Annotated in this window: 13 protein-coding genes; 7 read left to right on the forward strand and 6 right to left on the reverse strand. The window is 46.1% G+C overall.

Annotation, left to right across the window (positions count from 1 at the left end):
• Positions 1-288: 288 nt before the first annotated feature.
• From proB to H8K55_RS06610, 5 genes are all read right to left on the reverse strand, one after another.
• The gene (gene proB, locus H8K55_RS06590; RefSeq protein WP_186941285.1) at positions 289-1,407 is read right to left on the reverse strand and encodes a glutamate 5-kinase; all 1,119 of its coding nucleotides are present in this window, start codon (positions 1,405-1,407) and stop codon (positions 289-291) included.
• A 191-nt stretch (positions 1,408-1,598) separates the two neighbouring features.
• On the reverse strand, positions 1,599-2,708 hold the full coding sequence (gene cgtA / locus H8K55_RS06595) for an Obg family GTPase CgtA (RefSeq protein ID WP_186941286.1): 1,110 nt from the start codon (positions 2,706-2,708) through the stop codon (positions 1,599-1,601).
• A 350-nt stretch (positions 2,709-3,058) separates the two neighbouring features.
• A complete protein-coding gene (rpmA, locus tag H8K55_RS06600; protein ID WP_186941287.1) occupies positions 3,059-3,316 on the reverse strand; it encodes a 50S ribosomal protein L27 in 258 nt (85 codons plus the stop codon).
• Between the two features lie 52 nt (positions 3,317-3,368).
• Complete coding sequence (gene rplU / locus H8K55_RS06605; RefSeq protein ID WP_186892095.1) at positions 3,369-3,680, reverse strand: 50S ribosomal protein L21; 312 nt, start codon at positions 3,678-3,680, stop codon at positions 3,369-3,371.
• Positions 3,681-3,857: 177 nt separating this feature from the next.
• Positions 3,858-4,811, reverse strand: a complete 954-nt coding sequence (locus tag H8K55_RS06610) for a glycosyl hydrolase family 18 protein (RefSeq protein ID WP_186941288.1) — start codon at positions 4,809-4,811, stop codon at positions 3,858-3,860.
• A 405-nt stretch (positions 4,812-5,216) separates the two neighbouring features.
• Here H8K55_RS06610 and ispB point away from each other — a divergent pair, with 405 nt between their 5' ends.
• From ispB to H8K55_RS06645, 7 genes are all read left to right on the forward strand, one after another.
• The gene (ispB, locus tag H8K55_RS06615) at positions 5,217-6,197 is read left to right on the forward strand and encodes an octaprenyl diphosphate synthase (protein ID WP_186941289.1); all 981 of its coding nucleotides are present in this window, start codon (positions 5,217-5,219) and stop codon (positions 6,195-6,197) included.
• A gap of 357 nt (positions 6,198-6,554) precedes the next feature.
• On the forward strand, positions 6,555-8,282 hold the full coding sequence (pilB, locus tag H8K55_RS06620) for a type IV-A pilus assembly ATPase PilB (protein ID WP_186941290.1): 1,728 nt from the start codon (positions 6,555-6,557) through the stop codon (positions 8,280-8,282).
• Positions 8,283-8,300: 18 nt separating this feature from the next.
• The gene (locus tag H8K55_RS06625; protein ID WP_186941291.1) at positions 8,301-9,533 is read left to right on the forward strand and encodes a type II secretion system F family protein; all 1,233 of its coding nucleotides are present in this window, start codon (positions 8,301-8,303) and stop codon (positions 9,531-9,533) included.
• Positions 9,533-10,399: a prepilin peptidase gene (locus H8K55_RS06630; protein WP_186941292.1), complete on the forward strand. Its 867-nt coding sequence runs from the start codon at positions 9,533-9,535 to the stop codon at positions 10,397-10,399. The genes H8K55_RS06625 and H8K55_RS06630 overlap by 1 nt, the downstream gene beginning before the upstream one ends.
• Before the next feature lie 15 nt (positions 10,400-10,414).
• Entirely contained in the window at positions 10,415-11,068 is a 654-nt protein-coding gene (gene coaE, locus H8K55_RS06635; protein WP_230408510.1) for a dephospho-CoA kinase, read from the forward strand.
• Between the two features lie 99 nt (positions 11,069-11,167).
• Positions 11,168-11,923 carry a cell division protein ZapD gene (gene zapD / locus H8K55_RS06640; RefSeq protein ID WP_186941294.1) on the forward strand — a complete coding sequence of 252 codons (756 nt, stop codon included), beginning with the start codon at positions 11,168-11,170 and terminating at the stop codon, positions 11,921-11,923.
• A gap of 12 nt (positions 11,924-11,935) precedes the next feature.
• Positions 11,936-12,127: a DNA gyrase inhibitor YacG gene (locus tag H8K55_RS06645; RefSeq protein ID WP_186941295.1), complete on the forward strand. Its 192-nt coding sequence runs from the start codon at positions 11,936-11,938 to the stop codon at positions 12,125-12,127.
• An 18-nt stretch (positions 12,128-12,145) separates the two neighbouring features.
• On the opposite strand, the gene H8K55_RS06650 is transcribed toward H8K55_RS06645, so the two are convergent.
• Positions 12,146-13,702, reverse strand: coding sequence for a sigma-54-dependent transcriptional regulator (locus H8K55_RS06650; RefSeq protein ID WP_186941296.1), 1,557 nt, complete (start codon positions 13,700-13,702; stop codon positions 12,146-12,148).
• Between the last annotated feature and the right edge of the window lie 33 nt (positions 13,703-13,735).

The raw sequence follows: 13,735 nt of genomic DNA on the forward strand, positions 1-13,735 counted from the left end.
CCAAACATCGATTCAGGTCCGCAACAGATCAAACTGATTAACTCTTACTCCGCTGCAATCGATGCTGTTGGCCTATGCGCCCACAGCACACCGACCCAACAAGTCAGCAAAATAAATCCCCCCACTCCATCCCACCACTTCCTGGCTCTACAACGTACCAACCATGCTGCGCAGGCACGGGGGCGATACCAAAAAAATCACGACATATGTGCAAGGCAGACTGGGACTACGTAACAATTCGCTGGTAGTGCCGTAAAGTTTAATGAATAGAAACCAACCGAGATCAAACTACTGCAACACCAAATTATCACGATGAATTAATTCAGGTTCTTCCACAAACCCCAAAATACTTTCAATCTCGGACGAAGCCTTGCGCATGATTCTGCGGGCATCACCACTATTGTAATTACTTAAGCCCTTAGCGATGGTCTTGCCATTTTCGTCCACACAAGTCACCACTGCACCGCGACCGAATTCGCCTTTAACATCGCACACACCGATTGCAAGCAAGGATTTTCCCTCATCACGTAATTTGAGCACAGCTCCCGCATCAAGCGTGACTTGCCCCGAAGTCTGCAAATGATCCATCATCCATTGCTTACGAGCTGCCAGTGGCGCCATATCTGAACTCAGTTGCGTACCGATTGCTTCACCTCGCGCTAGGCGCACTAACACATTCTCTTCGCGCCCCCAGGCAATCACAGTATGTGCACCAGAGCGTGCCGCACGTTTTGCCGCGAGAATTTTAGTCAGCATGCCGCCACTACCCAGACTAGTACCAGCACCGCCCGCCATCGCTTCCAGCGCCACATCGCCAGCTCGCGCCTCATGTACAAATTGCGCATCTGGATTTTTACGGGGATCGGCGGTGTACAAGCCTCTTTGATCAGTCAATATAATCAAGGCATCAGCTTCCACCAGATTTGCCACTAGTGCACCAAGCGTGTCGTTATCCCCAAATTTGATTTCATCCGTCACGACGGTATCGTTCTCATTAATCACGGGTACGATGCCAAAGCCAAGCAAGGTCAATAAAGTTGAACGCGCGTTGAGATAACGTTCTCTATCGGCCAGATCAGCGTGCGTTAACAGAATCTGCGCCGTACCCAGATCATGCGTACGAAAACTCGTCTCGTAAATCTGCGCCAAACCCATTTGCCCGACGGCAGCACATGCCTGTAACTCATGCACGCCAGTCGGTCGCATCTCAAAGCCCAGACGCAATCGGCCTTCAGCAATCGCGCCCGAGCTAACTAACACAACTTCCTTACCCATCGCTCTCAGAGCGGCAATCTGCTGAGCCCAATTTGCGATGGCGGTACGGTCGAGTCCTCGACCTTCATTAGTTACAAGTGAAGAACCAACTTTAACGATAAGGCGCTTGGCGTTTTGTATAAGGGATTGCATAAGGAATAAGATAATGCGTTTTCATTCGGAATTGAATCACACAAATTATACATTATTCTGAATTTGTTTTAATTTTCGGAATTTTATTTCGATCAAAGATCATGGAAAAATCGTGAAAAATGAAGCCTAGACGTAAAAAGAGCCGAACAAGTCGGCTCTTTTTACGTCGAAAACGATACTGTGAAAACGAATTAATCTATCACTTTAAAACGCGGATCATCCGGATCAATCGACAAAATCCCCTGCGCTTCCTCTTTCATTTGCGTCTCTTGCGAGCGCTGTTCTGCTGTACGTTTTTCTTCGAGATGAACGTAAATGTCATTCACCAGCGCCTGGCAACCATCATGCGTCAGCGCAGAAATTTCAAATACTGGACCCTTCCAGCCAAAGCGTTTGACAAAATCTTTGACACGTTTTTTGCGATCTTCTTCGCTCAATACATCAAGCTTATTCAAGACTAACCAGCGTGGTTTGTCTGCCAAGCTTTCATCGTATTTTTGCAGCTCTTTGATCAAAGCTTTTGCATCTTTGACTGGATCTGCACCTTCGTCAAACGGAGCTAAGTCAACGATGTGCAAGAGCAAACCGGTGCGTTGTAAATGCTTCAAAAATTGTACGCCAAGGCCAATACCATCCGCTGCACCTTCAATCAAACCTGGAATATCGGCGATCACGAAGCTCTTTTCGTGACTGACACGTACCATGCCCAAATTTGGATGCAAAGTGGTAAAAGGATAATCAGCGATCTTAGGACGCGCGTTCGACACAGCGGTGATGAAAGTCGATTTACCTGCATTTGGCAAACCCAACAAGCCAACGTCAGCCAGTACTTTTAATTCGAGTTTCAGTTCACGGCGTTCGCCTTCTTTACCATCACTACGTTGACGCGGTGCGCGGTTAGTCGATGATTTAAAATGGATATTACCCCAACCACCTTCACCGCCTCGTGCCAATAAAACTTCTTGACCATGTTCCGTGATATCAGCGATGACTTCATCTGTATTACGATCAACAATCAAGGTGCCAACTGGCATACGCAAACGGATATCGTCTGCGCCTTTGCCGTAACAATCTGCGCCACGGCCATTTTCACCGTCTTTAGCTTTGTGTAACTTGGAATAGCGGAAATCAACCAGTGTGTTGATATTACGGTCACCGATCGCATAAATACTGCCACCTTTACCGCCGTCGCCACCGTCGGGGCCGCCAAATGGGCGGAATTTCTCACGACAGAAAGAGGCAACACCGTTGCCGCCATCGCCTGCAATGACTTCGATTCTTGCTTCGTCAATAAATTTCATGTTTGCCGCCTAAACGAAAGGGCTTTTCAGCCTTGATTCCCAGTCTTTCTTTTTGGTGGCATCTTGCTTGATCTAGACGCGCTTGAAAACCGAACACTGGGCGATTACGAATTGAGAGTCTGAACGGGCTATTGTGCTGTTTTAATTCTCTAGCAGCAATAGACAATGTTCTAAGACAAAGTAAGCTAATGAGGAAGCCATTAGCCTTGATGATCGCTACGATCATCCAACTTTACAAAGATTAATACTTCCTGTAAATCTTCTGAAAACTAAAAAGGCTCTACCTATGGCAGAGCCTCTTTTTAGCTTGCGCTTACAGCAAATTGTCAGCTTAAAAAATTAAGCAGTAATTACGCAGTAACCACGGTCACTGTTTGACGCTTCAACGCGCCTTTGATTGCAAATTGTACTTTGCCTGTTACCAGAGCGTACAAAGTGTGATCTTTACCCATACCAACGCCTTCGCCAGCGTGTACACGTGTACCGCGTTGACGTACGATGATACCGCCAGCATTGATAGCTTGGCCGCCGTAAACTTTAACGCCTAAGCGTTTTGACTCTGAGTCACGGCCGTTGCGCGTGGTGCCGCCGCCTTTTTTATGTGCCATTTAATAGCTCCTTGAATTCTAGTGAATATGCTCTACGTCGTTCTTAACGGGATTAACCGTTGATAGAAACGATTTGCAGTTCAGTGTAGTTTTGGCGATGACCTTGGCGCTTTTGGTAATGCTTACGACGACGCATTTTGAAAATGCGAACTTTGTCGTGACGACCTTGGTCGATTACCTTAACCAGCACCGTTGCACCTGCGACCAATGGAGTACCAAATTTAATGGTTTCTCCAGCACCCATAGCGAGTACTTGATCGATAGTGAATTCGGAGCCAATGTCTGCAGGTATCTGTTCTACTTTAAGTTTTTCACCAGCGACAACTTTATATTGTTTGCCACCGGTTTTTATGACCGCGTACATGTGAAACCTCATCAAATAAATAATAGGGATTCCCGAGAGCTCTTAGCGACATCTATTGACATCACCAACAAAAAATCAAGGGAACTGCGGATTATACATAGCTTGCTGAGACAGGTCAAAGACTTTTGCGTAATTTTTCAGCAGCGACTTATCAATTCATAGCCAATTGTCAATGTTTTACCGCGGCGAAGTTTTCACTCCAGCCCTCAATTGCTGTATTTGCTGAACCTCATTCCAGGTTTGGACGCTGCGCCATTCCTTTGCAGCCAGCTGCAAATCCCACAAAGCGATTCCTACGCCCAAATTCTTAGCCTCTTGCAAATGTGCAGAAATACTTGAGCCCAATCCCGCCTCACCCCACTGTGCTAGCCAAGTTGGCATACCAAGTACAATTTGATCTGTGCGATAGCCAGCTTTCTTCGCGTAAGCAAGTTGCCAACTATATTTGAAAATCGGAGCACCGCCTTCGCACGCTACTTTGCCGTCGGGGGTAAAGCTATTGGAGTTTCCTTCATACAGATCTTGGTAACCCATGCTGTGAATCGCATCAATATGTCCCGTCCAATCCCGCCACCAACGCATATTCGGGGCATTGATGCAGGGACTGTGAAAGCTATCAATGGTCAATAATTTCTTTTGCTTTCTGAGCTGTTTGCTTAAAGCTTTCACAAATTTAGCGTAGTCAGCCCGGTCTGTATCCAGCTCGCCCTCACCTTCCAAATCAAGATCAATGCCATCCAATTCAAACTGATGCATGGTCTTAATTAAAGAAGCAGCGAATTCTTGCGGATGATCTCTAAAAGCACGTCTGGCCAAATCCCAGTCCCATTTCTTCATCACTTGGGAATTGTTATACACAGTTAAAAGCACTTGTATCTTGCGTTGCTTCGCCCAGCTAATGATTTGAAGTAATTTTGCCGGATCAACTGACCGTCCACTCTCGTCAACCGGTGCGAACACAACACTTTTACCGTCGGCAGCAGGATTCCAGAATTGCAAGCCTATCCGCGTCAAACCCAATGCTATATGTGGATTCTCTTGCAAAGCTTGCATAGATTTTTCAACTCCGTATGCGGGAATCCAAGCTATCACTTGCGTCTGCTGACTTTGAGCACATGCGTGCCAATTCATACAAATTTGCAGAATAGTTACTAAAAAGACCTGAATTAAGCGCTTTAACATAAAGAATAAGGTGGTTTAGGTATCCCCCACATTCTTGAGGGAATCCGCTCAATGTGCAATTGGTATTTTACAGGTACTTATATTTCAAAACCGAGTCAGATTAATTTTATACTCCTTAAAATGTGTTCACAGCGAACGCAAAATGAGGCAATTGGTCTGCTGCAAAGTTGCAACGTCTATGACTTGCCCATGTCATTTTCACGCCTGATCTGACAAATGCGGAATAAAAAAGCAGAAGATTCATCATAAATCAAAGCTAAAACCTAGCTTTTTATGCGGCCGCTCTCTGGCATCGCACACTAACATCGTATAATCACGCCACCTTTTAATTTTGCTTTCTTGCGGGATACACTCTTGTCTGCCACGCCTAACCAACACTCTATCAATCAATTAATCGCACCCGAAATGGATGCGGTTAATCTGGTCATTCGTCAACAATTGCATTCTGATGTCGCGCTGGTGAGCCAGATTTCTGAATACATTATCAATGCTGGCGGTAAGCGAATTCGCCCTGTACTGGTGCTGCTCATGGCGAATGCTTATGGCTATCAAGGTAAATATCATTACGATTTAGCTGCAATTGTAGAATTTATTCACACTGCGACCTTACTGCACGACGACGTGGTGGATGAGTCTTCCATGCGACGTGGCCGCCAAACAGCCAACGCCTTGTTTGGCAATGCAGCCTCAGTTCTGGTGGGTGATTTCTTGTACTCACGTGCGTTTCAAATGATGGTCTCTATCAACAGTATGCAGATCATGCAAATTTTGGCAGATGCAACGAATGTCATTGCGGAAGGTGAGGTTTTACAACTGCTGAATATGCATGATCCCGACGTAACGGAAGAACGCTATCTCGAAGTGATCCGCTGCAAAACCGCCAAGTTATTCGAAGCAGCAGCAGAAATCGGTGCCTTAATCAGTGGCGCAACTCCAACACAAATCGCAGCAGCAGGCGAGTATGGGCGATCTCTAGGCACAGCTTTCCAGCTAATCGATGACGTGCTCGATTATTCAGGCAAAGCGGAAGAAATCGGCAAAAATGTGGGCGACGACTTACGCGAAGGCAAACCGACATTACCTTTGATTTATCTGATGAAAAATGGCAATCCAGCAGAGCAAGCGCTGGTGAAAGCTTGTATCGAAGAAGGGGATGAGTCAAAGTTTGACGCTATTTTGAGCGCAATTACGCAGTCTGGCGCCTTAGCTTATACAAAAGCTGAAGCAGACAAAGCTGCCGCACGAGCTGCACAAGCCATTGAAGAACTGGCACCATCACCGTTCAAGCAAGCATTGATGGATTTAGCGTTCCTCGCTGTAAATCGCAATCATTAATTTCACTATCAACACAATCGCAGCCGGCACATGTCTGTCCCCTTGTCGGCTGTAATCCACCTCTTCTGCCAGAACTACATCAAATCGGAATTGCTAATTTCTTGCAGAATTTTCGTATATACGCGACACCTTTCGGCAAATGATCTGCTTATTTCAGCACAACGAATTGCTGACATTCAAAATAGAAAATCACAATTAGCTATTTTTCCAAGCGAAAGAGCATCAAATACCGCCAAAAGACAACATAAGCAATCATCCAATATGTGTCCTGATAGTAAGATGCCTGTTTACAAAAGTCTTACTTAGTTGCATTATCACAAAGCAACCATTTTTAGCTTCTATATTCACTCATAAACTATGTCAGCTGTCCCACCAAATTCTGCTTCCGCACCACCAGCTTCGGGCTTAGCTCGTGCATTAGCACAAGCAAATTTAGTGTCAACGGCACAACTTGACGCGATCCAAAAGAAAGTACAGATCGAGAAAAATCACTTTCTTGATGCATTGCTACAAAATGGTGCGATCAATGCGCGCGACTTGGCCACCTTTTGCTCAGAAACCTTTGGCTACCCTCAACTGGACTTGAGTGTATTTGACGAGGGCATGCTGCCGGAAAAAATCATCGATGCCAAGATGATGGTGACGCAACGCGTAATTGCCCTCTCCAAAAAAGGCAATAAAGTATCGATAGGTATTTCAGATCCAACGAATACGATAGCAATCGATCAAATCAAATTTCAGACTGGGTTGAGTGTCGATATCGTGATTGTGCAACACGATTTACTACAAAAACTCGTTGAAAAACTCAGCAAATCATCCGAACAATCGATCGCCGATCTGGCTGGTGATGATTTCGACATAGAATTCAAAGAAGAAGATCTCAATTCTGGTGTTGCCGATACACAGGCGGCCGAAATTGATGATGCTCCGGTCGTTAAGTTCCTACAAAAAATGTTGGTTGATGCGATTAATATGGGCGCATCCGATCTTCACTTTGAACCATTTGAAAAGTTTTACAGAATTCGCTTCCGTGTTGATGGCGAATTGCGGGAAATTGCCCAACCTCCATTGGCAATCAAAGACAAGCTGGTTTCGCGGATCAAAGTTATCTCCAAACTCGATATTTCCGAGAAACGCGTGCCACAAGATGGTCGCATGAAATTAGTCATATCCCCGACCAAAGCAATTGATTTCCGGGTGAGCACCTTACCGACCTTATTTGGTGAGAAAATTGTTATGCGTATTTTGGATGGTTCACAAGCGCAAATGGGTATCGATGCACTTGGTTATGATCCAGATCAAAAAGAAATTTTGATGGACGCTATTCAGCGACCTTACGGCATGGTGCTAGTGACGGGGCCAACGGGTTCAGGGAAGACCGTTTCCTTGTATACCTGCTTGAATGTCATTAACAAGCCCGGCATCAATATTTCTACCGCCGAGGACCCAGCTGAAATTAACTTACCCGGCGTGAATCAAGTCAATATCAACGACAGAGCGGGCTTAACTTTCCCCGTTGCGCTGAAATCTTTCTTACGTCAAGATCCAGACATCATCATGGTCGGTGAGATTCGCGATCTCGAAACGGCGGACATCGCAATTAAAGCTGCGCAAACCGGTCACATGGTGTTTTCAACCTTGCATACGAATGATGCGCCATCGACTCTGACGCGTCTGATGAATATGGGTGTCGCACCATTTAATATTGCATCGTCGGTGATTTTGATCACCGCACAACGCTTGACTCGTCGCCTCTGCACTTGCAAAAAACCAGTTGAAATCTTAGACGAAGTTTTGTTGCAGGCGGGTTTCCTGGAAGAAGAGCTTGACGGTACTTGGAAAGCATATGGCCCGATTGGCTGCGAGCGCTGCAATGGCTCTGGCTATAAGGGGCGTGTTGGTATTTACCAGATTATGCCGATTACAGAAGAAATTGAAAAAATTATTCTGGCAAATGGTACTGGACTTGAAATTCGCAAACAATCCGAAGCTGAGGGCGTAAAAGGATTACGCCGTTCAGGCTTACAAAAAGTGCGTCAGGGACTGACGAGCTTAGAAGAAGTACTTGGCTGTACCAACGAATAAAAATACAAGGACCCGGAGATGGCAACGCCAGCAACTAAAAGTACAAAACCTTCACAGATCAAAGAACATTTATATTCCTGGGAAGGTAAAGATAAACAAGGTAAAAACGTCAAAGGTGAGTTGCGTGCCGGCGGTGAAGCCATTGTCAGTGCGACTTTGCGTCGCCAGGGCATCTTAGTTACCAAAGTTAAGAAGAAAAGTTATAGCTCAGGTAAAAAAATTACCGACAAAGACATCACTTTATTTACCCGTCAATTAGCCACGATGATGAAGGCGGGTGTCCCCCTGTTGCAGTCTTTCGATATTGTGGGTAAAGGACATGCAAATCCATCGGTTTCAAAACTGTTGTTGGACATTCGTGCCGATATCGAGACGGGCACTAGCTTAAATCAGGCATTTCGCAAATATCCGCTTTATTTCGATCCGCTCTTTTGTAATCTCGTGGGCGCTGGCGAACAAGCAGGTATTTTGGAAGACCTATTAACTCGCCTAGCCATCTACAAAGAAAAGACTTTGGCAATCAAGGCTAAAATCAAATCAGCACTGACCTATCCGATTGCGATTTTATCTATCGCGTTTATCGTCACCGCCGTCATCATGATTTGGGTGGTGCCTGCCTTTAAAGAAGTCTTCAAAAGTTTTGGTGCCGATTTACCAGCACCGACTTTGGTGGTTATGGCAATTTCTGATTTTGTTGTAGCTAACTGGTACCTTATCTTTGGCGGTATTTTTGGCGCCCTGTATTTCTTTTTCCAATCTTGGCAACGCTCATTAGAAATGCAACGCTTCATGGATAGACTATTGCTGCAAGCACCAATTTTCGGCGAAGTCATTCGGAAGGCGACAATCGCACGTTGGACCCGTACTTTGGCCACCATGTTTGCTGCGGGTGTTCCTTTAGTCGAAGCACTCGATTCAGTTGGCGGCGCTTCTGGCAATGCAGTTTATCTTGATGCTACGATCAAAATTCAAACTGAGGTCACGACCGGTACCAGTCTAACGGTCGCGATGCAAAACGCAGGAGTATTTCCAACCATGGTGACACAAATGGTTGCAATCGGCGAAGAATCTGGTGCATTAGATGGCATGTTGGGTAAGGTTGCAGATTTTTATGAAGAAGAAGTTGACGAAGCGGTTGCTAACCTATCTTCCTTAATGGAACCACTGATTATGGCAATTTTGGGGGTTATCATTGGTGGCTTGGTCGTCGCTATGTACTTGCCAATTTTCAAGCTCGGCTCGGTGGTGTAATGCTAGAACTATTTTTTTTTACAGCTCCGGCAAATCTCCTCAGCACAACTTTTTTTGCAATATTAGGATTATTAATCGGTAGTTTCTTGAATGTCGTCATTCATAGACTACCGATCATGATGCAAAGAGAATCCGACAACTATGTTGCTAGTGAAACGGGCAAAGGACCAGTCCACAGCAGTCGATATAATCTGATCGTGCCGCGCTCTGCCTGTCCGCACTGCAATCATCAAATCAGCGCCCTCGAAAACATTCCAGTAATCAGTTACCTGATGATAGGTGGCAAATGCCGTGGTTGCAAAGCCCCCATTTCCATTCGCTACCCTATCATCGAAGCGCTGACGGGCTTACTCAGTGCTTACATGATTTGGCATTTTGGTAGCGGTATTGCCGGAATGGCTGCGGTAGTTTTTGTATGGCTATTGGTCGCTATGACTTTTATCGATGCAGATACACAATTACTCCCGGATGACTTAACACTCAGCCTACTGTGGCTAGGTCTGCTAGTAAATCTGCATGACACCTTTAGCTCCCTAGATAACGCCGTGATTGGCGCTGTTGCTGGCTATCTATCCTTATGGTCTGTCTATTGGATTTTCAAACTCGTTACTGGCAAAGAAGGCATGGGCTACGGTGACTTTAAGTTGCTAGCAGCACTCGGTGCCTGGATGGGATGGAGCATGCTTCCACTCATCATATTATTATCTTCTGCTGTCGGCGCGCTCATCGGTATTTCTATGATGTTAATTGGTCGGCTCGGCAAGGGTAAACCGATTCCGTTTGGCCCTTACCTAGCGATCGCAGGCTTAATCGCCTTGCTGTGGGGACATACCATCAATAACCAATATTTAGGCTTGTTTTACTAAGTTTCGGTTCATGCAATGTCAGTTACTCCTATGCCTATATCTCCATCTGGACGCATTGCGGATAAAACTTTAAGCATAGGATTAACTGGTGGCATCGGTAGTGGCAAAACGACTGTTGCCAATTTGTTGGCAGCATTAGGTGCCAGTGTGATAGATACCGATCTAATCGCGCATAGTTTAACCGCGCCAGGTGGCGCAGCAATTCCTGCGATACGCCATGCATTTGGTGCTGAATTCATTAACGCAGATGGCTCTATGGATCGACAAAAAATGCGCACGCATGTATTTACCGATCAGACTGCCAAGCAACTTCTCGAAAGTATCCTGCATCCACAAATTCGCCAAGCTTGTGAGGATGCAGCACAGACGGCGCAAGGAAAATATATCGTCTTTGTCGTTCCCTTGTTAATCGAATCTGGCACTTGGCTGCAACGCATCAATCGAGTTCTGGTCATTGACTGTGACGAAGAAACCCAAATTACACGTGTCATGCAACGTAATCAATTTAGTCGCGAACAAGTTTGCAGTATCATGCGCGCACAAGTCACGCGCGAAATACGTTTACAACACGCAGATGATGTCATCAATTCTGCACAAGAATTAGCGCAAGTGAAACAGCAAGTCGAACTACTGCATCAAAAATACCTACAAATGTGCGCGCAAGCCTAAACAAACGCACGCAATGTTTGTAATTTTCCTCAGCTTGGTTCAGAATCACGTGAAACTTATTGCGCACTGCATTAGCACCATATTTACAGGGAATTTATTTTGATTGTTTACGAATACCCTTTCAACGAGCGTATTCGCACGTTATTGCGGTTAGAAGACCTGTACGAAAAGTTTTCGTTTTTCTTGCACCAGTCTGATCCACTGCAACATCACGTCGCTATCGCTACCATTTTTGAGATGCTCGAAGTGGCAGGCCGCGCTGACTTAAAATCTGATCTGTTACAAGAATTGGACAGACAGAAAAACACCTTGATAGGCTTTAAGTCAAATCCGAATGTGCAAGCTGACATGCTAGATCAAGTGATCAGCGACGTCGAACGCGCCAGCGGCAATTTAATGGGATCGACCGGTAAAACCGGGCAACATATACGTGACAACGAATGGTTGATGAGCATACGTGGTCGCACGATTATTCCTGGTGGCGCTTGTGAGTTTGATTTACCTAGTTATCACGCTTGGAAAAAGCTCCCGGCAGAAAAACGCTTTGCCGACATCACGACTTGGTTCGCACCAATTGCACCACTATTTGATGCGATAGGCGTAGTATTACGCTTGTTACGCGAATCCGGCAGCACCAGCAAAGTCATCGCACAAGCTGGCAGCTACCAACAAATGTTGCAGGGTAAGGTATATCAATTATTACGCGTATCGATTGATCAAGGCTTAGGTGCGATTCCTGAAATTTCAGCGAATAAGTACATGCTATGGATACGTATCATGTCGCAAGATGGCGATATGAAACCGAAACCATACGAAGGCGATGTGCCTTTTGATCTGACTCTGTGTAACTTCTAATTTATTCACAACATGGCTACTGTCGTTTCCTGCCCCACGTGCGGGGCTAAAGTTACTTGGGTTCCTGAAAACACCTATCGCCCATTTTGCTCAGATCGTTGCAAACAAATTGATCTGGGTGCTTGGGCGGAAGAAAAATACACGATTCCTGCGGTCAATTTACCGGAAGATCCAGAAAACCCCGACTTAGGTAATCTGAACTAAGCCTCTCAAAAACGCATGCTATTTTTTGGGTATTCCATGCTTGCGTAATTTAGCGGCAATCATGGAATGAGAAGTGTCGAGGCGCGCGGCTAGTTTGCGGCTTGATGGAAATTCTTGGTACAGCTTAGTCAGCAAGGCTGTTTCGAATTGACTGACTGACGCCTCCCACGTGTCAGCTTCCTCAAAAACCACCGACTCACCTTGCATAGAATCTTCTGCCCAATCCAGATCGGCCGCATCTAGTACGCGTTGATCTGACATCGTAATCGCACGAAATACGACATTTTGCAATTGCCTTACATTACCTGGCCAGCGATTGTTCAACATCGCGATAGTGGCCGCCTGATTCAATCGAGAGACCGGCTTTTGCGCCTGAGTGCAAGCGCGCTCAATGAAATGTCGAGCCAGCAGCAAAATATCGTCCGAACGCTCGCGCAAAGGCGGCATTTCTAGGTGTAAGACGTTCAGGCGATAAAACAAATCTTCGCGGAAGCTACCATCCTGCACCATTTTTCGCAGGTTTCTATGGGTAGCACTGATGATGCGCACGTCAACTTGAATTTCTTTGTCACCGCCAATCCGACGGAACTTACCGTCGTTCAAAAAGCGCAGTAACTTGGCTTGTAAATACAAAGACATCTCACCGACTTCATCTAGAAATACGGTACCACCATCCGCCATTTCAAATAAACCAGGCTTGCCGCCACGATTCGCTCCAGTAAATGCGCCCGCCATATAGCCGAACAATTCGCTCTCAGCCAGACTCTCAGGCAAAGCGGCACAATTCAATTCCAGAAACGGTGCATTGCTGCGTGCGCTAACACCGTGACAAGCTTGTGCCAGCAATTCTTTCCCAGTGCCCGTTTCCCCAGTGATCAATAGAGGTGCATCCACCACCGCGACCCGTGCGGCACGTTTTTTCAAAACCCGAATTTGTTCCGAATCACCAATGATGGCTTCAAAGCCGCCAATTTCAGCTCGCGAAATCGCATGCAAACGCTCGCCTATGCGTTTCGGTGCAGTCAAGGTTAGCAAGGCACCAACCGCCATGCCATCGCTGGCTGTGCCCGCCGAGAGCGGCTCAAACACAGGTGTCACATCCATCAAGAAAGGTTCGCCATTCAACAAGACTTCACGCGTCGGTGCGCAAAACTCATTGGCGATCAATTCGTGTTGGATAGTGCTGTCTTGCAGCACTTGATAGAGCGATTTTTGGCACAGTTCTTTTTCGCTGCAACGCGCTACCTCAGCAGCAGCTGCATTAGCAATCACGATACGGCCCAGAGCATCAATTGCCAGCACTGGATCTTCCATCACCGCCATGATGGTGTCGAGATTCAAGCTACGCCGCATGCCAGGCAAGATATCGACGACTTCTATCGTACCTACACCATCGACTTGATCACAGTCGGCCTGCAAGCTAGCCAGCATACTTTGTTTTAATTCAGGAATATCAATATAGATATTTGGCGGATCAACTTCCACCGCCTGCACATTCAAGCCCTGACGTGCCAATACCGCGAGAATCTCGTGGGCGATACCGACTCGATCTTCAAAGGGAATATTGACGCGCATTGTTAAACTTTCTTGTTACAGGTTTCACTTAAA

Origin of the sequence: Affinundibacterium flavidum, assembly GCF_014284175.1 — a bacterium.
Taxonomy (GTDB): Bacteria; Pseudomonadota; Gammaproteobacteria; order Burkholderiales; family Burkholderiaceae_D; genus Undibacterium; species Undibacterium flavidum.